Here is a 26110-nt window from a genome sequence, read left to right on the forward strand (position 1 = left end):
CATTTATTTAACCAAGGAATTAGCGAGGATTTATCAAAGAACTTCTTGCCTAAACTCTTCAATATTGTTGTTGAGGTTAAGCGATAACTTTGACCGAATAAATGTGTTTATGCGGAGTTCTCGCTGTGCACTAAGTTTTGTGGGAGATTTTAAAATGCATAATTCTGCTAGTTTCATGGGCATTCACGAATGGTTCGAACATTATGCCAGCACTACACCGGACAAAATTGCGTGTGTCTTCGGCAATAGCAACTTGACCTATTTTGAGCTGAACTGTCGGGCAAACTTTTTGGCCCATCTTATGATTGAAAGGGGGGTCAGCCCAGGGGACGTGGTGGCGGTTGCCATGACGCGTTCACTCGAACAAGTTGTTGCTATCCTCGCGGTGTTGAAAGCCGGTGCAGCATATCTACCCCTTGATGCAACATTGTCGGAATCGCGGACGCACGAATGGCTAGAACATGCCAACATCAAATACACCATTGTCGATCAACAATGGCCTGTCAATATTGTGGATAACTTCTTTAGGGAAAGAGAATATATTAACACCGCTGACAGCGAGCTATTCATGGGCCGCTGTGAACAAAATCCCGCGATTCCAACTTCTCCCGAACGACGGGCCTATGTCATGTATACCCGCAATAGTATGGGAAAGCCTAAAGCCGTGATGGTTCCCCATCGGGCAGTGACCCATTTAGTAAAAAACGCAAAATACATAGATTTCAGTTCGCAAGACACGCTTTTGCAGTTTTCGCCCCTCTCGCATGACGCCTCCACCTTCGAAATTTGGGGAGCATGGTTAAATGGTGGCAAACTTGTGCTTTATCCAGGTCGTGGAATAAACCGCAATCTACTCGCCAAAGTAATATCGGACAATGGAGTAAGTGTGTGCTTGCTTACCGCCACCTTATTTAATCTGGTGGCGAAATATCATAGCGACATGTTGAAAACCCTCCGTGTGCTAGTGGTCGAGGGTGAAATGCAGCCTGAGTTAGTGAAAAGCGTATTAGAGGAATATCCGTTGCTGACCTTCGTGACCGGATATGGCCCGACCGAGAATACCGCTTTCACCTGCTGTTATTCACTGTCAAGAGAAAATGATGTCAATGCTCCCTACCCTATAGGCAAACCAATAGGTGAAACTCAGCTGCACATACTGGACTCCGAGAAACGGCCTGTAATGCCAGGTTTCCCTGGTGAGCTTTACATATCGGGCCCTGGCGTCGCGTTGGGTTATCTTAATACCACCAGCGATGACTTCTTTGTTGATCCCAGTATCGCCGAAGGTCTAATTTACCGCACAGGCGATATGGTTACCCAAAATGCTGCTGGCGATGTAAGCCTTATAAAGTGTTGCGATGATCCAATTAAATTACGGGGTTACCATGTATCACTGAAAGAGATGACTCAAGCCGTGCATGCCTACCGGGGGTAATGGGTACTTTGCCCCCCATTCTACATTCTCATGCCTCCAGCGGGCCGAAAACACTGGTTGAGTTATACGCCAAGAGTCGATCGGCAGTCACTTATTTTGGAGGAAGGTTTCGTGTGCAACGCACAGCAATCCTTCTCTTTGGTGATATAAGCAATAAAGACCGCTCATTTACATCAAGGACAGCGGTCGCAGCGCGTTAATAAGGCTATGCAAAATTCTACCATCCCCCCTTATATCAACCAGACTGGTTAGACCAGATTAAATAAGTTGCAAAATTTTGTATTTTTTTCTGCCAATGATGGAAGTTTTGTCGTATGGTTGGGCCGTAGTATTAAAAAACTAGGATAAATGGCAATGATAAATAAAATGAAAAAAGCCATAGGTGCGTTAGTTTTACTTTCACTTCCTTATACAGCTTGGTCAGCCAACCCCGAATCCGTCACAGTTAATGTCACGTTTGTAGACGCCATTACAATGTCAACTGCCAATCATTTAAATTTCGGATTGGTTGACTCTGCGATGGCTGCTTCAGAAACAATTATGATTTCACCTGATGATACGGTAACCGATACCAATAACCGGCGTTTAGGTGGAATTGCTGAAGCCGCAGAGGTTACTGTTAGTGCCAGTGCAGGACAAGCGATTACCATTTCTGTGGATAATATTGTGGGGGGCGTACACTATAATTTAGGCAGTCCTACCTGCAAATATGATGTCAATACGTCGGTGGCATGTACTTCGTACAGCACAACCTCCGTAGCGTCGGGCGCACTATTAATAGGCATGACCTTAACTCGCAATAGTGTAGCCATGACACCTGGAGTAGATAACGGCTCTTTTGAGGTTAATGTAACCTATAATTAATATGGAACCAGTGCCTCAATGGAGATACGTTAGCTTTTTAGTTCTCGCGTTCTCCCTGTGTTATTTATTTACTTGTAAACCGGTAGAAGCGAAAGCTTCGCTGTTTCTTACCGAAGATGTTTTATATCTTTCATCAGAACGTCGGGTAGTAAGTGTGAATGTCTTAAATCGCGGAAGTAGAACGGGGGTTTTTTCTGTACGCTGGTTAGATCACACCATGCTATCAAATGGACATCTTAAAAGGTTACCAACTGGTGAGCCAGAACATAGCTTAGTGCCTTTTGTCCGCTTCTCTCCACGCCGAATGACCCTCAAACCTGGGCAATCGCAAAGAATTAAAATTGCCTTAAAACGTAGTGCAAATGCGGCACCATCGAAAGAGTATTATTCTCACTTAAATGTGACAACGATTAATGATGATCTTGAAGCTACCCTTTCTCAAAAAGCCGAAATAAGTGAAACCAACGGTATGCATATCAAAGCGAGGATGGGCATTAGTATTCCTGTTATCTGGCGACACAACGTTGAGCCCGCTCAAGTTTCATTAACGGTTATCTCAAACACTTCTCCTGATCCAGAAGTAGTGATCGAGAAAAGGGGTGAAGCTTCTCTTCGCGCCTATCTGCATGTTTTTAACCAACGTAATGACGATTTGACTCCCCACCCGGTGATCATGTATCCAAATATTACCTCGCGCAGCATTCCCTTAAAAATTGAGGAAATGGGCGAAGGCCCCCTGCGTGTTGTATTGAGTGAGAGTCCCCATCGTAACCGCGCATTAACCTCACCATTAATTGATATAGAACTGTAGCCATGAGAAGAACTCAGCTGTTAGGGTTGCATTTTTTATTGGTCCTCCCTTGTTTTTGCGAAGCAGCCATCACTATTACAAAAATGAATGATATTAATCTCGGGCTACTTAAAGCAGGCCCTGCAGGCCGACAATGGATAGTTGGTACAGATGGCAGCCTGACGGGGACCGGTCAGGCAGACTATGTTTCAGGGGCAGCCGCTGGGGAAATAGTAGTGACTGATACCTCGGCGCCCGCGATGGTGCAAATACAAGCATTAAATATCACTAGCTATAACGGGTTCCAGGTAAATCAGATTTTGTGTCGCTATGGAAACGGTTCCCAGACTCGTTGCGATTTGAGTGGTTACAGCATTACGACCAATAATATGTCGATTAGCCTTAAGGTGGGAATCGATGTTGAATCTACTCAATATCATTATGGTGGGGATAATGCCGGAGTAGACTTTGACATTTCAATTACATATCAATAGATAATTAGTTTTCTTGGTGCGCAGAAGGTCCCACTTCTAACTTTAGGTAGGCGTAGCCTTCTTCCGCATCCAGTCTCAGTTGTTTTCGCTGCAAGCCAAAATGGTGAGGGCGATAATGTAGCACATAATCCCCTGTGTTCACGGACCTAAAACTGAAGTAGCCATCAAACTCGGTATGGGTGGATGCCACTTCATTGCCTTGAAGATCGATTAATTGCACTTCGATTCCACTTACCTCTAAACCCTGCGGTAGCGTTAAGTGGCCTTCAATATCGCCCACAAACTGGACCGGGACAGGTATGTCTAAGGAGGCTCCTGCGTGGGTAAATATCTTTAGGTTTGGATAACTAGGCTGTAGATACGCGTCAGGCAAAGGCATGTTATCTAATGAAATGTCGGTAGCATAATTTCCGGGAATATTATCGATTACATAAGGATTTAAGCCACTGGGTCCTTGAGGATGCACTCTTTCTGAGGAGTCTAATAGTCCATTGCCATTGTGGTCAATGTAAGGGTGGAAGGTCGCTCTGGCATGGTAGGTTAAATTCCGCCTGCTGAGCCTGCCTTCACCAAAATAGCTTGAAAAGCCAATCCCTACAGATTTATTTCCGTGATTATCTATAGACGCAAAGGCATTAATATTCGCCCATTTAGTTTCCCAGCTTATTTGTTGTTGTAAAAGGGAAATAGGCTGTTCAAGGAAAGTCCGGCTTAAATGCGTAGTGGCGAAGACCTTCACTCCGGGACGCCATCTAGCGGTGAAATTAAGTTGTTCAGCCTGGGCGCCATCTTCTACTTTATAACCTAAGCCGCCAGTGAAGCTCATACCTGCAAGACGCGTGGTCGCCTCGATGCGGCCCTTAAAGCGCGATTCGCTTAAACTTACCTTTTCGTACTCAATAAAATTGTTAAAGAACCAGCGGTTCCACACTTTCGTCACGCGTAGTCTGGCATCGACCTTATCAAGATCTTGAAATAGACGATCGTAATTGAAATTAAATTGATAGCTATCAAAGAAATTGTCTAACGGCCCGTTTACAAACATCTGATTACGCCGTTTTATATTACCCACCTGCTCGGTCAACGGGCTTACAAACCCATTTTCAAAACTAACCAATAAAAAATTATATTGATGGTGACCGAATGCGCCATGATAGCCAAATGAAGACGCCTTCTCGCCGGACGATTGCCGTAACAGCTCTATAGATCCGACACCTGAGAATATATCAGCTTTAGTTGACAACCCTACATAAGCATTACTGGTTGGCAACTGGTCGAGCGTGCCAAATACTGAAGTAGTTTCCTCAGAGTTGGATGGCTGCGTCCATCTTCCTCTAACGTTGTAAGCTGAAATGCCAACCTCGAGACTATTAGACACACCATATTTCACTTCTACTAAGTTGGCAGAGTCGGTAAGCGCTCTACCCGTGAAAGGCTCACTGTCACCTAATAACGCATTCTGGTAATCTAGGTAACTTAAACGATAGCTATATTTTCCTTCTGATAAGGTTAACCCGCCTCCCCAAATCTCGTGCAATTGAGTTTCTCGTTGCCCTTGCGGTCCATACAACAACACCTCAAAACGGTTTAAACCCATGGATAATGGTAATTGGTCAAATTGATAGCGACCATCACTATCGACTTTCACCAATCCCAGCAGCTGATTATCTTTGTACAGTTCCGCGTCCCAGTCAGGCGGCGCATTACCCACTATCTCTTGCATTTCCCTATTACCATGGCTCAACGGACTATTCCGCTGTATATCCACTCCTACACCGGCCCCGTTGAGTCCTATCAGACTGCGCTCGTTTAGATAAATGTCGCCAAATTGATATTCTGTCGCCCCAAAGACTAAAGAACTGTCGCGCGTGTTTGCTCTTTTGGAAAACGTCAGGCGTCCTGAGTGCTGTGAATCGTGTAAAGATGTGGTCGAATAATTCCCCGTAAAAAAAGTCTGATGGTGAAACAAATCAAAAGTAGAAGTAAGCGAGGCACTCGTCGCGTGAGTACCAGTGAGCGTATTATCATTCCATTGATGTTGCGTTTGTATAAAACTTCTCGGCTCAGTCCATAGCTTATATTGGTCGGGGATGTGAACCGATGATTCGGCAGTATCACTCTTTAAATATTGTTCCCTAGCCTCACGCAACCGTTTCTGTTGATACGGGAATGGTACTTCTGCATGAATATATAGTAATTGGTCGGGTAGTTGCGCAGTGGTCATTAAGTTAAACCACTTCTCTAACTGGCTCATTTCCACATAGAGCTGATCATTCAAGGTTAAGTAAGCACTGGGAGCGATTGAATAAACTGACTCGTTACTTGTTACACGCTGATTATTTTCGTCCCAGAAAAATAAATGAGATTGGTTAAATGACCACCCTTCCCAGCCTCGCCGGGTTCGGTAAATAGAAAAGTCAGCGATGGCGATAAATTCGCGAAAATCTACGTATAGATGATCACCTTTACGGTAAGCCGGCAGTAACGTTGACTGCGGCTCGTTCGCTAAAAACAGAGTTAACAAATAATCTTGTTCTGCATCTGATAAATACTGATAGGAAGCCGCACTACTTGCACAGAAAAGAGACCAACCATGTACTACCATCAAAACAAAAAAGGCTATTTTTATTTTTTTTCTTCTCAACCGTCTGGCGCCGTGTGGAGACCCTTTTGTTATTTCTAGATAGTAAGATTTTGTAGACCGAATGTAAATTTTTTATAACCGAAGGATGAAATAAAAATACGTAGGTTGGCATAGTGTAAAATGCCGCTTTACCCAGTTCGGTCTGACGTTTGCCTTTGCCTACTAACACTTTCACTTGAGGTCGGATTATAACGGCTGAACGTAATTAGCAAAATTAGATAGGCCTCGGTCCCAGAATTAACAAATGTATAATCAAATTGAAATTGTGGAACATATTGCGTAAAGAGGATTTTAATAAGAAAAACAGGCTTTCAGCCCTTAAAAATGGCGCACCCGATAGGATTCGAACCTATGACCTTTGCCTCCGGAGGGCAACGCTCTATCCAGCTGAGCTACGGGTGCGTATTGTATTAAACCTTTTTCTGACTTATCTGGAATAACATCATAGGTCAGAGCGGGCGTAATGATACTGATGGTTACCATTGGGTTCAACTAATTTTGTTCGCCACTGTTATATGGGGATGAAATAGACTAATTCCTTCCTTTTTATAAGTATTTGCTTTTAAACAGTTGTAGGTGAAGGATTAACCGTTATAAACTTGGCAGTTGATAAGAATTAAATTCAATTGCCTGGAGACAGATGTGAAATTGAAAACGTGGTTAGGTATTTTAACAGCAGTCGTTGCTGTGTTCACCGTTCAGGCTCAGGATATGAGCGACGAAGCAATTAAAGAACGTATCAAACCTTTAGGCACTGTGCATATTGCGGGTGCTGAAGCCCAGGCTGCTGCCGGCGCAGGTGCAGGTGGAGCAAAATCTGGCGAAGACGTATATAACCAAGCATGTATGGCGTGTCACGGTGCCGGCGTGTTGGGCGCACCTAAGTTACAAGTGGCTGCCGATTGGCAACCGCGGATCGACGCCCGCGGTCTGGATGGTATTTGGCAGAACGCATTAAACGGTATTAATGCCATGCCTCCTCGTGGAGCGTGCGGCAATTGTAGCGATGATGAAATAAAAGCTGCGATTGAGTACATGGTTGAAGGAATTTAATTGATTTTCTTACTATTTACGCCACTGACAAGAGTGGCGTTTTTAACTGAAATCGGTTACTTTACGTTCAGAATCTCTCTCTCTTCATTTTAATTGGCTAGCAGGATGTCATCTGAGTCAAAGTACGAGTTGTCTGAAGAGGAATTGAGGGAACTTATTCCTCAGCTCCAGCAACTTACCGACAAATATAAACGCGCAGAGCGAGTTCAAAAAGCGCTGTTTGACATATCAGAACTTGCTAGTTCAGTTAGCAATTTAAGCCGCTTATACCCTGCAATTCACGAAATCATCGGCGACTTCATGAACGCCGACAATTTTTTCGTTGCTTTTTACGAGCGTGATGCCAACGTCATCAACTTTGCCTATTTTGTTGACGAGTATGACGAGCAAACTATTCAGCAAGTACCTGCTGACCAGCTGATGGACGGAATCACCGGGTATATCCTTCGAAGCGGTAAACACGTTTTTCTGGACGATAAGAATACCCAGACATTTGAAGATGCGACTGGCGTTAAATTAGTGGGCGCACTACCCCACCAATTCTTAGGTGTTCCGTTAAAGCGCGGTACGCAAGTTATTGGGGCCATGGTAGTTCAGACTTACGATAAGTCGGTGACCTACAACGATGAAGATCTTGAAGTTTTATTGTTTGTTTCGCAGCATATTGTGACCACCGTGGATCGGGTTAAAAGTCGTGAACTCACTGAACGCACCATTCGCGAACGCACTAGGCAATTACGTAAAATTAACGATGATTTGCAAGAAGAAATTCTGGAGCGTCAGAAGGTCGAATCGCTTCAACAAGCTCTTTTTGAAATATCCGAACTGGCGGCAACCCTTGAAGGTGACATGGATATCTTTTACGCCAGCTTGCATGAAATTCTGGCCCGCCTGATCAGCGCACCCAACTGTTTTATCGCCATTTTGGACGAAACCAAGACGTTTCTCGACTTCCCTTATTTTAGCGACATTCTTAGTGAAGCCGCCGATCGCCGCCCATTAGGGATGGGCTTAACTGAATTTGTTCTGCGTACAGGACAGGCCGAACTCATTAACCCGCCTCGTGTCCTGGAACTAGCGGAATCTGGTGAAATTGATGTATCAGTGGCCCAGTCGATGCTTCAAAGCGCCAATTCCTGGCTGGGCTCGCCGCTGGTGGTTGAAGGCGAGATATCCGGTGTTATTGCCGTACAAACTTATGGTAAACACGCAAAATATACGAGCAAAGATTTAGAGCTGTTGCGGTTCGTTTCCCATCATATTGCCGTTGCCATGGAGCGTAAACGCAGTACCGAAGCGATCCAGCGGTACAATCAGTTGCTTGAAGACAGAGTACAAGCACGCACGGTTGAGTTAGACAGGGCTAACCAAATTCTTAAGCAGCAAATTGAAGAGCGAAAGGAAATTGAGTTAAAGCTTATCCATGATGCTCACCATGATTCTCTTACCGATTTGCCCAACCGTGCCATGTTCACCAGTCGCCTGGAACTGGCGATTGCGAATAAACAGCGATATTCAGAAAATTTATTCGCCGTGCTATTTATCGACCTGGATCGTTTTAAGGTAATTAATGACACGCTGGGTCATCATGCCGGCGATGAATTTTTAATGGAAGTGGCTCGCCGTATTTCACTGTGCATTCGGGGGCACGATTTGCTGGCCCGCTTGGGTGGTGATGAATTCGTTATCCTATTGGATAACTTTGATGATGTATCTGACGTAGAGGAAGTGGCTTCCAGAATCATTGAGGCAGTATCTGAACCCTTTACACTGGAAGGAAAGGAAATGTATTCCGGTGCCAGCATCGGTATTGCTCATCTGGAGCGTTACTATCGCACCGCGGATGAGGTGCTGCGCGATGCAGACGCGGCTATGTATCAGGCCAAGTCACTTGGGCGCGGCCGTTTTGTCATGTTTGACAAAAGCATGCGTGAGAGACTGCTTGAAGAATTAGAGCTGGAGAACGAGTTTCGTAAAGCCCTGCGTGATGGCGCGTTAGAATGTTTTATGCAGCCGGTAATCGACACCCGTGATGATCAGCCTATTTACCATGAGATGTATGTACGCTGGAAGCATCCGGTGCAAGGTTCGGTTAGCCGCGATCAGTTTCGTCAGGTGGCTGAACAAAGCGGACTAACCATGGATTTGGATATGTTCCAGTTAAACAAGGCGTGTGAATTGCTAAATGCTTGGCGCGGCGACTCCGACAGCCCGAAACGCATTGCGGTAAACATCTCTATTAATCACTTATTGCAATCATCGCTGGTGAATAAGATCATTCATATGATTGAAAGTACAGGGGTTTCGCCAAGTGAGTTAGTGTTTGAGTTTAACGAAAACGATTTAAACCGTCGCTCACAGTTTATCCTACCATCAATTAAGAAGCTAAAACGCGCGGGGATCACGCTGGTACTGGATAATTTCGGTAGCGGACTGGCCTCATTGAGCTACTTATTTGCCTACCCTTTCGATTACATTAAGATCGATCATCGCTTTGTGAAGTCTCTGCCCCGTTCTCAGCGTAATCTTAAACTGATCCAATCCGTGATGCTCATCTCTGAGCACCTTAAATTTAAAGTTATCGCAGAGGGCGTTGACTCCTCCTCGCAACTTGATGCGCTGGCCGACATCGAATGTCATTACGGGCAAGGCAAAGTGCTCAGCGAAGCCAAACCTCTGCCTATAAAGAAGCTGGCTGGCTAAATGTTATTTTTTGGACAGCATATCGCGTAGGTTCGCGATACTGGTTGCTCCTTTTTGCTGACGTTCCTCGGCACTCACTGTTTTCTTTTGATTTTCCCACTCCAAATCATCCGACGGTAACTCATATAAGAAGCGGCTCGGTTCGGGGAAAATTACTTCCCCATATTGACGTCGCTCTTTGGCCAGCGAAAAGATCAGTTCGCGTTGTGCGCGCGTGATCCCCACATAGGCCAACCGGCGCTCCTCTTCTACATTGTCTTCATCTATACTGCTTTGATGCGGTAGCAAACCCTCTTCCATGCCGACCAAGAATACGATCGGGAACTCAAGTCCTTTAGATGCATGTAAGGTCATTAGCTGCACTTGGTCGGCGTCCCCTTCTTCTTCCCCGCGCTCCATCATGTCACGCAATATTAACCGATTTACCACTTCCTGAAGCGTCATGGGAGGTTCAAGTTCGTTCCCCTCCAACATGCCGGTTATCCAGCCAAATAGGGTACTGATATTGGCCATGGCCATTTCTGCCGCTTTAGGGCTTGCGCTGTGTTCGTAGAGCCATTCTTCGTAACCCATGGATTTGATCATGGACCGCAAGGCTTCTTTGGTATCTCCACGCGCAGCATTATCAGATAGTTCGACCAGCCAGCGCGCAAACCCGGAGACGGATTGATAGGCTTTACCAGTCAACACCCCACTTAAACCACTATGGGTGGCTGCGGCAAAAATAGACACTCCTAAGCTGTTAGCGAAATTCCCCAGCTTTTCCAACGTTGCACGGCCAATGCCCCGATGGGGCGTATTAATTATTCGCAGTAACGCATTGTCATCATCCTGGTTCACCAATAGACGTAGGTAAGCCATGATATCTTTGACTTCTGCTCGCCCAAAGAAAGACATGCCGCCACTGATTTTATAGGGGATACGGTTACTCATTAACAGCTTTTCGAACAATCGACTTTGATGGTTCCCCCGATACAAGATTGCATAGTCTTTAAACCGCGTACGTTGCATAAACTTGTGGGCCAGCAGTTCGGCGACCACTCGCTCTGCTTCGTGCTCCTCATTCTTGGCGGTAATTACACGCAATGGAGCGCCATAATCTAATTCAGAAAATAAAGTTTTATCGAACAGGTGAGGATTATTTTGAATAAGAATGTTGGCAGAATGCAGGATACGCCCTGAAGAACGATAATTTTGCTGCAGTTTAATCACGTTTAGTCGCGGAAAATCCTGCTGCAACAGATTCAAATTTTGTGGCTTTGCTCCACGCCAGGAATAAATAGATTGGTCATCATCCCCCACCACGGTAAACCGGGCGCGCTCCCCCACCAGCAATTTGACTAATTCATACTGGCTGGTATTGGTGTCCTGATATTCATCCACCAGCAAATACCGTATTTTTTGTTGCCACTTTTCGCGTACTTGCGCATTTTGCCGTAATAACAACGTGGGCAACAGAATGAGATCATCGAAATCCAGCGCATTATACGCTTTTAAATGATTTTGATATTGCTGATAGGCATGGGCAAACAGTTTTTCCCCACTACTGCTGGCGGAAGCATTAAGGGCGTCTGGCAACAATAGGTCGTTTTTCCAATTAGATATACAGCTTTGCAGCAAACTGAGCTGGTCTTTGTCTCCATCAATAGTGTCAATGGTCAAATCGTTCAGCAGCGCAAGGGAGTCTTTGTCATCGAATAAAGAAAAGCCGGGTTTCAGCCCCAATTCTTTAACATGGGCTTTGATAATATTCAGGCCCATGGTGTGGAACGTAGAGACTTTTAACCCCCGAGCTTCAGGCTTGCCTAACGTTCCCGCTACACGCTCTTTCATTTCACGCGCGGCTTTATTGGTAAAGGTAACGGCTGCGATGTAGCGCGCGGGCATATCACATTCTCTTACGAGATAAGCGATTTTATTGGTAATGACTCGGGTTTTACCACTGCCTGCGCCAGCAAGAACCAGACAGGGTCCTGACACATAAGTTACAGCAGATTGCTGGGCGTCATTTAATCTCATGAAGTTGTCTTATACACCAGGTTCTTTTCACTTTTCACTTGTTATCTTTTACTTTTCAGCCGGTTGGTACTGAGTTTTTAGTTTTCGTTAAGGCTATCAATGTAATTCTACGTTGCTTTCACACTGGTTTGTCATTGGCGAAAATATAGGTTCTCACTGATAACATAGATACTTGTTGCAATTGGTATTAGAATAGGTGCAACGATAAAGAAGCGCATTATAAGGGAAAACTATGCTGGATCCGAAAAAACTAGAAGAACTTGCAAAACAAATTGCCGGCGCTGTCCCTCCGGGTGTGCGCAATATGGCTGAAGAAGCCGAAGGCCGAATCAAACAGGTTCTGCAATCACAACTATCTAAACTAGATTTGGTTACCCGTGAAGAATTTGATGTACAAAGTCAGGTACTGATCAGAACCCGCGAAAAACTGGAACTTATGGAAGCCCGTTTAGCGGCATTAGAACAAAATAAAAAGTAATCACGACCAGTAAGCTTTCGCTTACACCATCAGTAGATAGTGCATAAGTAATCCCACGGTGAAAACCATACCCACTTGATGGTTATCTAAGAAGGCCTGGAAACAGGCCATTCTTTCTCGCTTTGCAATTTGCCTTTGCTGTATTATGAACAAACCAATACAGCATAAAATACTCAAATAAACAGGCCAGGTTAATTTCAGCATTTCTGCAATAACCGTTAATAGTATGACTGTGCCTAACTGCAGCCCACCAATAATATGTCGGTCATATTGGCCAAACAAAATAGCGCTGGATTTTACCCCCACTTTTACGTCGTCATTGCGATCCACCATTGCGTATATGGTGTCGTAGGCAATCGTCCAACATACATTAGCAATAAAAAGGATGATCCCCCAAAGCGGCACTTCCCCTAACACGGCAGCACATGCCATTGGAATAGCCCAGCCAAACGCCATACCCAGCACCGCTTGTGGCATATGCGTATAGCGCTTCATGAATGGGTAGCTGGCTGCAAGCAGCACCGCTGGAACAGATAATAAGATGGTTTGCCAGTTTAAAAACAGTACCAGCACAAATGCCAATACAATCAATACCCCAAACAATTGCAGCGCCTCTGTCGCGGTCACGCGACCACTTACAATAGGACGCTGAGCGGTGCGTGCGACTCTGCCATCTATTTTTCTATCTGCAAAATCATTAATAACACAACCAGCCGAACGCATTACCACTACGCCAACCATAAATATTAACGTGATGGTTAACGGGGGTAGGCCCTGAGCGGCAATGATAAGTGCCCATAAGGTAGGCCAAAGCAGCAAATAAATACCCACCGGCTTGTCCATGCGCATCAGTTGCCAGTAGGCATCCAGATTTTTTGCGGTTAACTCAACATGCATCGCTGTTACCTTTTAGATACGCGGGCGCTTGGGGAAGAAACACTTCAGCAACCAGCATGTCTACTTCATTAAATGTAAATTTGGAGCGTCGGCCCCATAGCGTTACGTCATCCTTTGTTAAACCAAGTTGTCCTAAGTGGTCACTGCTTATGTTGCACAGTTGAAACTCACTCCGGCTAAATCGCTGATCATTAAATATAATTTTCCCGAGGGGTTGTGAGCCTACGCTTGCTAGCTCGCCTTCTACCAATTCATGCGGAAGTACCGAGCGGGCAAAAACCCAGGGTTGATGATCGCCGAATAAGACTACTTCACGGACATACCAACGGGTTGAACTATGTGATGCTAACCATTCGTGCTCACCGCTATGCAGCATCTGTTCCGCTTGTCCTAGTTTTTGCAAAGAGAACTGCCGACACATGGATTGTAATCGTTCAGTAAGCGAGCCGGTATCAAGTAACCAATTTTTTAAATAAGAATTGGGAATACTTACTCTATCTGCACGTTCCCACGTGACATCCAAGCCAATCGGAAAAGAAAGATTATCTATCAAAACCATTTACATCCTGATGAAGTGCGCCCTATCTTACCATTGGGGTCTGTTTTAAAACCATACCTAGGTATTTCAAAGTGAACGGGAAAAGAAAAATTGATACTAGTGATCGCTATGTGGAGTTTGGTACACTATAAGTTAGCGCTTAGTTTAGATCTTTTTTATTGGTAAATGCATTCCATGTCTTTTTTTCGTTGCTTAGTTTTTTCTTGTATTACGCTGCTATCGTTTACTGCAGGTGGGGCCCAGGGTCAACAGAAGGTAAATTATGCTTATTTAGGTTTAGAGCCAGATATTGTGACCAATTATGTCGGTCAGAACGCCGTTCGTTTGGGTTACGTGCGGGTCACAGTGGAACTTATGATCCACGATGTCGAGCAATTGGAAACCGCTGAGCACCATATGCCTCTATTGCGGGCTACAGCAATTGAAATATTCGGCAATCAGCCAGAAGAAAAAGTCAAATCGTTAACCGGCCGTGAAGATATTCGTCGCACATTGCTAAAAGCCATGCAGAATCATATGAAGAAGGAGACGGGGACCGAAGTAGTTAGAGATGTGATTTTCACTAAGTATCTGTATCAGAGCTAATTTTCGGTTGCCAGAACATACTAAGCAGCCACGCCAATACGCAACCTGTGATAAGTCCCACAGTGTGCGCTGTATTGGCCATTTCTACCCATAATACATCAGCATAGCCGACCACTAACCATACCAGCATAAAACCCACGATAGATTTAGGTAGCATGATTCCCCAGCTTGGGCGAAGCCAGCCCGCCCACCAGACAAATCCAAGAACCGCATACACCACCCCTGAAAGACCGCCAAAGTTTGGTCCGCTCATTAATAGTTGCGCGCCATTGGAAATAGCGGCTGAGATTAAAAAGATAATAACCAGCATGGACGTGCCTAACTGACGCTCAATTTGGGCGCCTAACATGCTCCACCATAGCAAATTAAAGATGATATGCAGCACACTAAAATGGATAAGTGCAGGCGTAATCAACCGCCACCATTCCTGAGTATAAGTAAGTACATTCACTGACTGAGAAAGAAGGACGTCCGCTACCGTGCCAAATAAGCCGAATACAGACAGCAGGTAGACAAGCAAACAAGTGGCTAGAATCATCGCCGTGAAAGGCACGTCTTGAATATAGCGCTTAACATGCCTGAAGCTGAAGCCACTTTTTGTGTCCAGTTCCACACCCGCTCCCTGCTGCCAGGCGATGTCTTGATACGAGGGATGTTCGGGATCCCGCACGAAATCCAGGCAGTGCTGGCGAAAAGTTTTGAGATCCGTCCCCTCAGGAACGGATAACATAAATTCACCATTTGGCTCCAGATGCACACTGACCTCAAACCCTTCAGAGGTCAGATAATTTGCCAGTAAACGCGCGTATGGCTCATGTTTAAACGCTATAACAGGAATGGACACAAACTACTCTGAGATCACCGGCTGTTGTTGACGCCACGCCTCAAATCCACCGTCCATACTATATACTTCAGTAAACCCCTGGGCGGCGACTACGCGCGCGGCCTGTTGGCTGCTGATACCGTGATAACATACTACCACTACCGGGGTGTCTTTCGCGGTAGACGAGAGAAATGCAGCAAAATTGTCGTTCGACAAATGGGTTGCACCTGGCATATGACTGAGGGCGAACGACTGCGGATCGCGTATATCGACGACCGTTACATCCGCCGCTCTTGCCGCCACGTCCGCGACAGATATGTGATGAAAAGTTTCCACATTAATCCCAGTTGAGGATGACTTTACCTGACTCACCCGAGCCCATGGTGTCGAATCCTTTTTGAAAATCATCAATTCCAAATTGATGAGTGATAATGGGCTGCAGGTCCAAGCCACTTTGTATCAAACTGGCCATTTTATACCAGGTCTCGAACATCTCTCTGCCATAAATGCCCTTTATGACGAGTCCTTTAAAGATGACTTTATTCCAGTCTACTGCCATATCTGAAGGAGGAATACCCAGCATAGCAATCTTGCCGCCGTGATTTATTTTATCTAGCATGTCACGAAATGCTGAAGGCACGCCGGACATTTCAAGTCCTACATCGAACCCTTCGGTCATCCCCAGCTCTTGAATTACGTCTTCGAGTTTGGTTTGGCTGACATTGACCGCACGAGTTGCGCCCATTTTTTCCGCTAAGGCAAGCCGATACGGGTTAATGTCGGTAATCACTACATGTCGCGCACCAACGTGTCTGGCCACTGCAGCTGCCATAATACCAATGGGTCCAGCGCCCGTAATTAATACATCTTCGCCTACTAAATCAAACGATAATGCAGTGTGAACCGCATTACCAAACGGGTCAAAAATAGACGCTAAATCATCACTGATATTGTCAGGAATTTTAAACGCATTAAACGCAGGGATGCTCAGGTATTCAGCAAAAGCGCCTGGCCGATTTACCCCCACCCCTTCAGTATTGCGGCACAAGTGACGCCGACCAGCGCGGCAGTTTCGGCAATGCCCACAGGTGATGTGGCCTTCCCCGGAAACGCGGTCTCCTACTTTAAAACCCGTGACTTCCTGCCCCATAGCCACGACCTCACCCACATATTCGTGGCCCACGACCATAGGCACGGGGATCGTTTTTTGCGACCACTCATCCCAGTTATAGATGTGCATGTCGGTACCGCATATCGCAGTTTTACGAATTTTTATCAGCAGGTCATTATGTCCCACTTCCGGTTTTGGCGAGTCTTTTAACCAAATACCAGGCTCTTTATGTAATTTCACCAACGACTTCATTGGATTACTCCCAGCTCTTTACCCACTTCGATAAAGGCATCTACGGCTTTGTCAACATGTGCAAGGGTGTGGCCTGCCGACATTTGAGTGCGAATACGGGCCTGCCCCTTCGGTACTACAGGATAGGAGAACCCCACCACATATATCCCTTTGGCGAGCATTTTGTCTGCCATCTCGCTGGCGAGCTTAGCGTCACCCAGCATAACCGGGATAATAGCATGATCTTTTCCTGCCAATGTGAAGCCTGCTTCCTCCATACGCTTACGGAAATGTGCGGCATTTTTCCACAGTTGGCTGCGCAGTTCGTTGCCCTGTGCCATCATATCAAACACTTTTAGTGATGCTGCCACAATAGGTGGTGCCACAGAGTTTGAAAACAAATAAGGACGGGAACGCTGACGCAACCATTCAACAATTTCTTTCTTGCCGGAGGTGTATCCACCCGATGCCCCACCCAGAGCTTTCCCTAATGTCCCTGTAATGATATCTACTCTACCCAATACCTCACAATACTCGTGGCTTCCACGCCCGTTGTCACCTAAAAAGCCGGTCGCATGGCAATCATCCACCATTACCAGCGCATCGTACTTATCGGCTAAATCACAGATGCTCTTCAGGTCGGCTATAACGCCATCCATAGAAAAAACGCCATCGGTGGCGATTACTTTAAAGCGCGCACCATCGGCGTCGGCTTGTTTAAGCTGGTCTTCTAATGCGGCCATATCATTATTGGCATAGCGATAACGTTTTGCTTTGCATAAACGTACGCCGTCTATAATACTGGCGTGATTCAGCGCATCCGAAATGATGGCATCTTCTGGCCCCAACAAGGTTTCGAACAGTCCACCGTTAGCATCAAAACACGATGGGTACAAAATGGTATCTTCTGTGTCCAAAAATTGACTGATTTTATGTTCTAATTCTTTATGTATATCTTGGGTACCACAGATAAAACGTACCGAGGCCATGCCAAAACCATGGCTTTCTAAACCTGCTTTGGCTGCGGAGATCAAGTCGGGATGATTCGCCAAACCAAGGTAGTTGTTTGCGCAAAAATTAATAACGTGATCACCCTCGGCGACTTCAATATCGGCCTGTTGCTGGCTTGTGATAACGCGTTCTTTTTTATAAAGCCCTTCTTCTTTGACGGTATCAATTTGCGTCTGTAGATGAGCAATAAATGCCTCGGACATGGGAGTCTCCGTTTCGCTAAAAGTGCATAGTGTAAAGAAACCCAGCGTAGGCGTACACTGTTTGACGTGCACAACCACGCGATTAAGATTGATTTAATGTAAATTTTTTCGCACAACCCGGGCTTTAAGAATTGTCGTTCAATACGGAGAAGGGACGGGTCCAGATTTTATTATCGACATATTCCTTCAAGTGATTCCATAAATTTGCCTCTGGAATAGGTCTGCCAATTAAGTAACCCTGCCCCTGATGGCAGTTAAGTTGACTTAACATGTCATATTGAGCAGCTTCTTCGATGCCCTCTGCAATCACCTCCATCCCCATATTGCTGACCATGGAAATGATTGACGCGATAATGTTTTGATCATCTTTATGCTCGAGCATACCCGCAACAAATGAGCGGTCAATTTTCACATAATCTGTCGGCAAAGCCTTAAGGTAACTGAGAGACGAGTAGCCAGTACCGAAATCATCAATGGCAATTTTACAGCCCAGGTCGCGAATAGATTTCATGATTTTGGTGGCCCTCGCCAGATCACTGACCAACGCGGTCTCAGTCAATTCAAGACATATACACGCCGGGTCGACCTTGTTTAACTGAATCTGTTGCTGAAGAAAATGGGGCAAGGAAGGATCAGTAAATTGCGCGGATGAAACATTAATAGCGAATTTGATGTCCTGATAACCATTTCCATTCAAATCACTTAACAAACGCGTGCCATGCGCAATCACCCAATAATCCAGTTCCAACATAAAGGTCGTATTTTCCAGCATGGGAATAAACTGACCGGGCATGATCAGGCCTTTTGTAGGGTGATGCCATCTAATTAACGCTTCAAATCCCACCAGCTTACGGGTTTTTAAATCTATCAGCGGCTGCAACGCCAGATTGAACTGATCCTCGCGCAACGCTATGCGGGCTTCAGACTCCATTTGCACTTTTTGCATCGCACGTAAATTCATACTGCTGTCATAAAGTTTAAACGAAGCCCCTTGTGTGTTTTTAGCTTCATACATCGCAATATCAGCATGCCGCAACAGCTCAACTGAAGAGGTCTGCGCATCGTTAGTAATGGCAATACCAATACTGACGGTAATGTAAAATTGCAAGTCATCCACCAGTATTGGCGCAATGAAGACGTCCAGAAGCTTTTCAGCCACTATGTTTACTTGTTCACGATCAGTGACATTTTCCAGTAAGATGACAAATTCATCGCCGCCAAACCGCGAGGCGATATCAATTTTTCTGATGGGTTTTACGATACGTTGCGCGGCTGCTTTCAAAAGGCGGTCGCCGACATCATGCCCGTAACTGTCATTAACCTTTTTAAAGTCATCAAGATCTAAAAACATTATTGCCACCCAGGTGCCATTGCGTGCTGAGGCGGCTAGCTGCTGCTCTATTTGAAAGGTCAGCATGTTTCGATTAGGCAGGCCCGTCAAGCTATCAAACATTGCCATCCGTTCCAGCTGCGCATTGTTCAACGCCATCTTGCTGTCAATTTCTTCAAGTTGCTCTGCTAAATCACGGGTAACACTTTCTAATACATCCAGTTCGTCTGGAAAGCGGCTATGTTTCCACGTATGTGCTTTCTCACTTCGCAAATAGAAATCTTGATAGCGATGCTGTGCCAAGAGTGGCAAGCGGCGGCTTAAATCCATTAGCTTGCGCCGATAATTATTGAAGAACACATACATTAAAGCGAAGAAAATAATAAAAATTGCGACTGCACTACCCACCACCCGACGCTGATAAGCGCGATTGGATTGCATGGTCGTGGATACATCTTTTACGAACAGTACATAGTGGCCGTTTTCTGCAAATTCACTAAGTGGCAGCACATTCACCATATAGTCCCTGTCGTTCAGGGTTACCCTTTCCCCCTTGGAGATAAGTGTATACATATTTATCTGAGGGGGTAATAATTCGAGCACCCGTGTTAGCAACTGCCTGTTTTTGGACGATGTAGGTCCCACCAGCTGCAAGGGTGACGAGTCAGCCGGGGAATTAGTTTGTTTGATAATGCCGTGGCCGTCCAAAGTACCCGAATCATTTAACAGTGCCAGTAACCAGGTCATCTTGCTCGATAAAACAAACACCGCAACCTCTTGCTTCACGGTCATAATGGGAACCAGGATGAAGTACTGACATGCGTCAGCGCAATTGGTTATCAGGGCGGGTTCCAATTGTTGTTGGACACGAGAGACCTCTGCCAAGACGGCCGAAGGCAATTTTTCTTGCGCTCCGTACAACAACGATTTTGGAGAACTAAACAGCCACACCTCATTAACATGTAAAGTCATATTGAGCGGGTCGCGGGCGATATGGATCATCTCTATCAGCTCGTCGATATCTGCTGCTTCGTGGTTAGCTAACGCAGACACACTCTCCACCCACAACAACACGTTTTGTACAAACAGGCGTTTATACAAGGAAAATTGTTGGGTGTTCACTATCTGTTGCTCAGACTGCCTTTGCGCAAGCGTGGATTTTGACTGCACAATCAATAGGGAACTAATAGCCAGGGTTACGGTAAAAATCATAACCAACATGATGACCATCATTTTGGTGGTTAAAGATAAAGAGAAACGCATTTAAAACCAGTGCATGAGTTGAATTGACCACATCCGCCAATACTTTTCGGTGGAGTTGATAGTAGAAGGGTCAACGACGCCTTGTATCCTGCCACCGCCTTCCACCCAGTGATGTTCTCCTTGCAATCGCCAGTTGCTCGTGATATCCCACCTTAAACCTACAGCAGTGGTGTCCATATAGCCAAAATAGGCCGGTACCCGTCCACCAGTGGCGTGATTTAGTTTATGACCATCGGGATCGTTCTTGTCTACATCGTAAAAATCCAATCGTAGCAATGAGCTTAGCGAAGATGACAATAAGTATCGTCCCTGAACATACCCCCCTTCACCAGCGCGCTCCTGTCTGAAGGTAGGAGAGATGCCACCGCGGTTCTCGCGCCTCTCCTGCAGTAATTCTGCACTCAACTCCCACTTTTCACTAAAGTACTGCAATGATAAAACCAGGCGTTCTATCTGGGTACTGCCGTCAATAAAACTGTCAACAGGTGCAGCTTCATAGTAAAAATCTGATGCCAGGTAGCTTACACCCAACCGCCAGTTCAGTGAGTCTGGCTGCCAGTATAAGCTTACCTGATGCACATAATCCTGCTTGGAGCTCCCGTTTGCTAATGGGCCCAGAAATGCCTTAGTTTGCTCCTCACTTACATCTGAGCGTCCCAAACTCCAGTTAAACTGCCATTGACCCACGCCTGATCGGTATTCTGACTGCAAAAACACCCCGTCACTGCCCAGCGCGATATCACGAAAACTGTCAAAATACACCGACTGCGGCAATATTGCAGTTTCCCGCGTATGCGGCACATCCCGGGTAGCCGAATATAGCCAATGGTGATTCTTATATCTGCCCACATGTAAATGGGAAGACATCACATCGTTTTCTAATACCGCCCAATCCAGGAACAGGTAGTCCAGACGACTGCCTTGCTCGTAACGGTTGCCACCATCTAGATAGACAAACTGCCCCACCAGCGCCAGAGAAGAATTAAACTGGTAGCGACCATTGATGCCCAGTTCGGTTAGCTCTGTGGTGATAGCCTCGTTATCGGTAACAAAATGACTGCCAGAGGATTGGGTAACGCCCTGTGACACGTACCCATGCCAACTTGTTTGCTGGGCGGCCGCAACTGATGCAAACAGCACCATCAAGGCAAAAATTATCAACTTCTTCATTCAGCATTATTCCGTTGTGTGCCCCGTAGCTTTTCGAGAACGCTTTCTTCGGCATAGCCAATAGCGCCAGGGGTAGATAGCACCGCTTCAATTATTTCGTCTTGGGAGTGTTTTATTAACGGTGGATCGCCCTGTCCTGAAAAGGTAATTTGATTCCACAATCTTTCTAACTGGTAGGGAAACATGTTCAGATTCTGCTGGCAGAACTGCTTATGTACCGCGGTATTAGGGTCAAGAACGAAAACCGTAATTTTACTGCCGTCATCCCAGAACTGCTTCCGAGCACTAAAAATCTGCCTGATTTCTGACTGCGAGAATGCAGTCTGACTCACATTTGCATGGGTAACGATGGTAAGGGTCTGAGCAAATGAGTCAGACATACCTAGCGTACACCAAACTATCACTAGTTTTAGTAGAAAAGGCTTAATTTTATTGTCAGCTATTTGGAGGCGATCCATTTGAGCCACTAAGTGCGCTCCCTATCAATGTAACTCGCACTTCAGGCGATGCTTTTATAATTGTAGATGGGAAGCGTTAAAGTGCCGCTAAAGTTAGGCAATTTAATGAAAGTACAGCTTATTCTAAAGCTACAATAGTCGTTCGACCTGTTCAATCACAGCCTGCAAACTTATCTTTTCCATTAAATGCTCTCCTTTCGCCCGCGTGCCCCACGGCAGCGCTTCCCATTTTTTTCCATACTGGTCAAGCACGCATTCATCATACACTGACACCACCTTGTCCAAATCATTATAGGGACCAGTGCGACGCGGATTAGAGTGCGCATACAAGCCAATTACTGGTGTACCAACTGTAGTTGCCATATGGGCAGGACCGGTATCAGGGGCAATGACAAATTTTGCATGCTTGATCAGCGCCTGAAGTTGATGCAGGGTTGTTTTTCCCACATAATTTTTCACTACCGAATCGGTGTGCGCAAGAATAGCATCAGCCGTACGTTTGTCCAGCTCTCCAGGGCCGCCGCATAATACAACCGGCAAGGACTTTGAATGCATATGATTAATAATACCTGCGTATCGTTCGGGCAACCAATTACGCTCTTCTTTACTGGCTGCTGGGCTGATAATAGCAAACTCACCAAGTTCATTAGCCTGCTGCGCTGCCCAGGCAGTCGCCTTATCCTCCAATGGAATGTCCCATTGCGGCGAGGGATCTTTTGGCACACCGAGCGCGTCGGCAAAATCCATGAAACCATCAAGCACGTGAGCATGAATGTTTGGCTGTATCCGGGTATTAGTAAACAGCCAGTGCAATTCTTTGCTCCGCTGCCAGTCGAAGCCAAGGCGTCTTCGTGCTTTTATTGCGGTCGACACGAGATTGGCACGCAGCGCTACTTGCATCACTAACAGGGCATCAAATGTCGTGTCGGCGAGGGTCTTTCGTAGCCGTTTGATACCCTCTTTGCCTTCTTTTTTGTCATACACCACAAAGCGAATATTTGGCATTAAGCGCATCAGCTGATATTCAAGTTTGCCAATCACCCAGGTAATTTCAATGTCCGGCCAATGACGCTGAATACGATTTACCAGCGCCGCCGCATGACAAACGTCACCAATTGCAGAAAGGCGCATTAAACAAATTTTTTTCACTTACTACTACCTTATAAGGCTGAAATGTATGAACAATTGAGTACAATAAGTAATTTACCATATCAGTTAAGCGAAATGACGATTAAACACCAACAAATCGGTCACCGACAATATGTGTTATTTGATCATCAAATAATGCCACGTCCCGAAAAAGCGTTTTTTAGCGTTCGTCACTGGCAACAACAAAATAAAGTGATCGGTAGTGCACAAGGACGGGGCACGACTGTGTTTATTAAACCGCTAAATGATATTTGGGTTTTACGTCATTTCCGACGGGGCGGAATGATTGGTAAATTGCTTGCGGATCAGTATTTCTTTACCGGTCTATCGCGCACCCGAGCATTTGCCGAGTTGCGCCTATTAAAATCAATGAGAGCAATGGGTCTTCCAGTTCCCACTCCCATTGCCGCATACATTTCGAAATGCGGAATTTTCTATCGCGCCGACCTAGTGACAAGGCTTATTCCCAATAGCGAGGACTTACACAGTGTTTTATGCCAACGACCGCTGTCGGCGCAGGAGTGGGAACATATAGGGGCAACGATTGCTCGCTTTCACGTAGCACAAATTTATCATCATGATTTAAATGTTCGTAATATTATGCTGGATGATAAACACCAGGCGTGGCTGATCGACTTTGATCGCTGTGGAAAACGTTCGGGCTCGCAGTGGAAACAGGATAATTTAGCCCGTTTACAGCGCTCTTTAGTGAAAGAGCGCGGCAAACATACACACTTTTATTGGAACGAGGATAACTGGCAGAGCTTGCTTCGCGGCTATAACCAAACGTAGCGAAGATCTACAAATACAGCGACATCACTTTCCTGTCTGTCACCAAGCTCTCTGTCCTGGTATTCAGCGCCCACTTTTATCAGAAAGTTGCCTAGCGGTTGTTGATAATAACCGCTTACCAGTTTGATGTCTTCGCTTACCCCATCGGTTAGCACAGGAGATGGTTTTAACCCATCAGGGTTTAACTCTATTTGCGCTAGTTTCAACATCGCTGATTGTCCAGATTCCCCGCGCCATTGCACCCCTACCGTGGTTTGGTCCGCATCTGAGTCATAGCTGCTGCCCACCGCTCGACGATAATGTCGATAACCACTGGTATAAGTACTGTGCTCATAAAAACAATTAGTAGCCGGATTACCATCGCCATTACAAGCGATATTGGTGTCACTGCTTTCCATATAAAATTTAAGCGGGCCCAGGTAGGTACTGATGCCGAATAAGTTTGCATTGTCGGTCACTTTATAATCTTTAGCATCTTCACCTATGCGCTGTGCATAAAGCGTTACCGGCCGTTGCAACAGCATGAAGGAATACGATAGATCAAAGCCTGCCAGGTGATTTCCTGTAGTGGTATTCAACTCCTCATCACAGGTGGGTAAGTCATCAATACACTGCGTTTGAAAGGTGAGTACATCGAGTAAGTCTCCTAACGAGTCGGGTTGACCTGCTCCCCCCCACATAGCCGCCCAGGACATCCCTAAGGTCAAACCTTTTAAAGGTTTTGCGGTAAAACGAGCGCGCCATAATTTAGCCCCGTCGACATCACGAGGATCACGAAACTGGCCGATCTCGGCACTTGCATACCAGGGGCCTAACCAGCTTAACCAAGGCGATTCAGATTCAACCGCACTGCCTCTAAAGAGGCCGACAGTAGGAATAGGTCGTGCATTGGTGGACAACATTAAACTCGAATCATTCGCCGGCCCCCAGAATTGGTCGGTGGCGCCCGCTTTTAGTACCCAGCCGCCTACATGCATGGCGACATAGGAATTATCCAGATTCAGTTCCCCCTCATCAATCATGTTGGCACTGAGTTTGGCTGACCATCGTCCCGAGACGACTTCAACCTGATGGGATAACTGCTCTTTTTGACCATACGAGCCGGCAACAGACTCGAATCTTACTGGGTCCGACGCTATATTCAGGGAGGTCATCTGATATAAGCCATCTGCTTGGCGGTGCTTTAAATAATGCAACAGCCGTCTGGCGGCGCGCTTGGCTGGTTCAGGTAAAGAATGCACTTCGATTGCAGTCAGCTGACGGTCGATGCCTCGCCAGGGTACCGGGTAACTAATCGCCACCGCGTCGATAACCTGAAACTCTACCAGCGTTGTTAAATCTTGATGGAGTGATTCGTCATTTGTCCCAATCCATGGTGATGCCATACTTGCTGGCGCAGCCAATAACAACAGGCCCAAAATACGATGTAAGCGCACGACTATTCCTTTAACTAAACGGTAGTAGGGTATGGTAGCGTAAGACAGGTAGCAGGCAAAGTATAAACAAGATTGCATCCAGTCAGGATTCTGGTTAAGGTGCTCAAAATTTTTAAACGGAACCTGATTATGCATACCCGTGCGATATATCCTGGGACATTTGACCCCATCACCAATGGCCACGCAGATTTAATTGAGCGGGCATCGCAAATGTTTTCCCATGTTATCGTAGGCATTGCTTCTAATCCCAATAAAAAACCATTGTTCTCGCTTAAAGAGCGTGTGGCACTTATCCAGGCCGTCACCACTTCGTTGCCTAATGTTGAAGTGCAGGGTTTCACGGGGTTGCTAGCGGACTTCGCCGAACAGCAAAACGCCACCATTCTGATCCGTGGACTACGTGCCGTGTCAGACTTTGAATACGAGTTTCAGCTTGCCAATATGAACCGGCGCTTAAACCCGAAACTGGAAAGCGTGTTTTTAACCCCCGCTGAAGAAAATTCTTTTATTTCTTCTACCCTGGTTAAAGAAGTGGCTCAACACCATGGTAAAGTCTCAGAGTTTTGTCACCCCGAAGTAGAAAAGGCCCTCCAGGAGCGATTTAAGAAATAA

General features: G+C 45.9%; 23 protein-coding genes and 1 tRNA gene. 10 read left to right on the forward strand and 14 right to left on the reverse strand.

Features of this window, described 5'->3' with window-relative positions:
• Positions 1-154 precede the first annotated feature (154 nt).
• From OPS25_RS15580 to OPS25_RS15595, 4 genes are all read left to right on the forward strand, one after another.
• The gene (locus OPS25_RS15580; protein ID WP_265618812.1) at positions 155-1435 is read left to right on the forward strand and encodes an AMP-binding protein; all 1281 of its coding nucleotides are present in this window, start codon (positions 155-157) and stop codon (positions 1433-1435) included.
• A gap of 354 nt (positions 1436-1789) precedes the next feature.
• Complete coding sequence (locus OPS25_RS15585) at positions 1790-2299, forward strand: DUF4402 domain-containing protein (protein WP_265618813.1); 510 nt, start codon at positions 1790-1792, stop codon at positions 2297-2299.
• A gap of 10 nt (positions 2300-2309) precedes the next feature.
• Positions 2310-3110 carry a fimbrial biogenesis chaperone gene (locus OPS25_RS15590; RefSeq protein ID WP_265618814.1) on the forward strand — a complete coding sequence of 267 codons (801 nt, stop codon included), beginning with the start codon at positions 2310-2312 and terminating at the stop codon, positions 3108-3110.
• A gap of 2 nt (positions 3111-3112) precedes the next feature.
• Positions 3113-3583 (forward strand): hypothetical protein, encoded by a 471-nt coding sequence (locus tag OPS25_RS15595; protein WP_265618816.1) that lies wholly within the window; start codon positions 3113-3115, stop codon positions 3581-3583.
• A 4-nt stretch (positions 3584-3587) separates the two neighbouring features.
• Here the strand turns inward: OPS25_RS15595 and OPS25_RS15600 are convergent, their stop codons facing one another.
• Together OPS25_RS15600 and OPS25_RS15605 are read right to left on the reverse strand one after the other, a co-directional pair.
• Positions 3588-6227 carry a carboxypeptidase-like regulatory domain-containing protein gene (locus OPS25_RS15600; protein ID WP_265618817.1) on the reverse strand — a complete coding sequence of 880 codons (2640 nt, stop codon included), beginning with the start codon at positions 6225-6227 and terminating at the stop codon, positions 3588-3590.
• Between the two features lie 325 nt (positions 6228-6552).
• A tRNA-Arg gene (locus OPS25_RS15605) sits at positions 6553-6629 on the reverse strand.
• 240 nt (positions 6630-6869) lie between these two features.
• On the opposite strand from OPS25_RS15605, the gene OPS25_RS15610 reads away from it, so the two are divergent.
• Entirely contained in the window at positions 6870-7280 is a 411-nt protein-coding gene (locus OPS25_RS15610) for a c-type cytochrome (RefSeq protein ID WP_265618818.1), read from the forward strand.
• A 105-nt stretch (positions 7281-7385) separates the two neighbouring features.
• Complete coding sequence (locus OPS25_RS15615; RefSeq protein ID WP_265618819.1) at positions 7386-9983, forward strand: EAL domain-containing protein; 2598 nt, start codon at positions 7386-7388, stop codon at positions 9981-9983.
• A 3-nt stretch (positions 9984-9986) separates the two neighbouring features.
• Here OPS25_RS15615 and rep read toward each other — a convergent pair whose 3' ends face one another.
• Positions 9987-12002, reverse strand: coding sequence for a DNA helicase Rep (rep, locus tag OPS25_RS15620; protein WP_265618820.1), 2016 nt, complete (start codon positions 12000-12002; stop codon positions 9987-9989).
• A gap of 232 nt (positions 12003-12234) precedes the next feature.
• On the opposite strand from rep, the gene ubiK reads away from it, so the two are divergent.
• Positions 12235-12480, forward strand: coding sequence for a ubiquinone biosynthesis accessory factor UbiK (gene ubiK / locus OPS25_RS15625; RefSeq protein ID WP_265618822.1), 246 nt, complete (start codon positions 12235-12237; stop codon positions 12478-12480).
• A gap of 21 nt (positions 12481-12501) precedes the next feature.
• Here ubiK and ubiA read toward each other — a convergent pair whose 3' ends face one another.
• A complete protein-coding gene (ubiA, locus tag OPS25_RS15630; protein ID WP_265618823.1) occupies positions 12502-13377 on the reverse strand; it encodes a 4-hydroxybenzoate octaprenyltransferase in 876 nt (291 codons plus the stop codon).
• The gene (locus OPS25_RS15635; protein WP_265618824.1) at positions 13367-13936 is read right to left on the reverse strand and encodes a chorismate--pyruvate lyase family protein; all 570 of its coding nucleotides are present in this window, start codon (positions 13934-13936) and stop codon (positions 13367-13369) included. Before OPS25_RS15635 ends, ubiA begins: the two co-directional genes overlap by 11 nt.
• A 174-nt stretch (positions 13937-14110) precedes the next feature.
• Between OPS25_RS15635 and OPS25_RS15640 the strand changes: the two genes are divergently transcribed.
• Positions 14111-14521 (forward strand): flagellar basal body-associated protein FliL, encoded by a 411-nt coding sequence (locus tag OPS25_RS15640; protein ID WP_265618825.1) that lies wholly within the window; start codon positions 14111-14113, stop codon positions 14519-14521.
• On the opposite strand, the gene glpG is transcribed toward OPS25_RS15640, so the two are convergent.
• The 8 genes from glpG to OPS25_RS15680 all read right to left on the reverse strand — a co-directional run bounded on the left by glpG (position 14499) and on the right by OPS25_RS15680 (position 23252).
• The gene (gene glpG, locus OPS25_RS15645; protein WP_265618826.1) at positions 14499-15365 is read right to left on the reverse strand and encodes a rhomboid family intramembrane serine protease GlpG; all 867 of its coding nucleotides are present in this window, start codon (positions 15363-15365) and stop codon (positions 14499-14501) included. The genes OPS25_RS15640 and glpG overlap by 23 nt on opposite strands.
• Positions 15366-15368: 3 nt before the next feature.
• Positions 15369-15680, reverse strand: a complete 312-nt coding sequence (gene glpE, locus OPS25_RS15650; RefSeq protein WP_265618827.1) for a thiosulfate sulfurtransferase GlpE — start codon at positions 15678-15680, stop codon at positions 15369-15371.
• A gap of 1 nt (position 15681) precedes the next feature.
• Entirely contained in the window at positions 15682-16707 is a 1026-nt protein-coding gene (gene tdh, locus OPS25_RS15655) for an L-threonine 3-dehydrogenase (RefSeq protein ID WP_265618828.1), read from the reverse strand.
• A complete protein-coding gene (gene kbl, locus OPS25_RS15660) occupies positions 16704-17900 on the reverse strand; it encodes a glycine C-acetyltransferase (protein WP_265618829.1) in 1197 nt (398 codons plus the stop codon). The genes tdh and kbl overlap by 4 nt, the downstream gene beginning before the upstream one ends.
• Before the next feature lie 124 nt (positions 17901-18024).
• Positions 18025-20493: a putative bifunctional diguanylate cyclase/phosphodiesterase gene (locus OPS25_RS15665; protein ID WP_265618830.1), complete on the reverse strand. Its 2469-nt coding sequence runs from the start codon at positions 20491-20493 to the stop codon at positions 18025-18027.
• Positions 20494-21663, reverse strand: a complete 1170-nt coding sequence (locus OPS25_RS15670) for a hypothetical protein (RefSeq protein ID WP_265618831.1) — start codon at positions 21661-21663, stop codon at positions 20494-20496.
• The gene (locus OPS25_RS15675; RefSeq protein ID WP_265618832.1) at positions 21660-22043 is read right to left on the reverse strand and encodes a type 2 periplasmic-binding domain-containing protein; all 384 of its coding nucleotides are present in this window, start codon (positions 22041-22043) and stop codon (positions 21660-21662) included. The genes OPS25_RS15670 and OPS25_RS15675 overlap by 4 nt, the downstream gene beginning before the upstream one ends.
• Positions 22044-22250: 207 nt before the next feature.
• On the reverse strand, positions 22251-23252 hold the full coding sequence (locus OPS25_RS15680) for a glycosyltransferase family 9 protein (RefSeq protein ID WP_265618866.1): 1002 nt from the start codon (positions 23250-23252) through the stop codon (positions 22251-22253).
• Positions 23253-23345: 93 nt separating this feature from the next.
• On the opposite strand from OPS25_RS15680, the gene OPS25_RS15685 reads away from it, so the two are divergent.
• Complete coding sequence (locus tag OPS25_RS15685) at positions 23346-24062, forward strand: 3-deoxy-D-manno-octulosonic acid kinase (RefSeq protein WP_265618833.1); 717 nt, start codon at positions 23346-23348, stop codon at positions 24060-24062.
• Here the strand turns inward: OPS25_RS15685 and OPS25_RS15690 are convergent.
• Positions 24047-25633 carry a capsule assembly Wzi family protein gene (locus OPS25_RS15690; RefSeq protein ID WP_265618834.1) on the reverse strand — a complete coding sequence of 529 codons (1587 nt, stop codon included), beginning with the start codon at positions 25631-25633 and terminating at the stop codon, positions 24047-24049. The genes OPS25_RS15685 and OPS25_RS15690 overlap by 16 nt on opposite strands.
• Here OPS25_RS15690 and coaD point away from each other — a divergent pair.
• Positions 25628-26110, forward strand: coding sequence for a pantetheine-phosphate adenylyltransferase (gene coaD / locus OPS25_RS15695; RefSeq protein ID WP_265618835.1), 483 nt, complete (start codon positions 25628-25630; stop codon positions 26108-26110). The genes OPS25_RS15690 and coaD overlap by 6 nt on opposite strands.

The sequence above is a fragment of the Alteromonas aquimaris genome (assembly GCF_026183695.1).
Taxonomy (GTDB): domain Bacteria; phylum Pseudomonadota; class Gammaproteobacteria; order Enterobacterales; family Alteromonadaceae; genus Alteromonas; species Alteromonas aquimaris.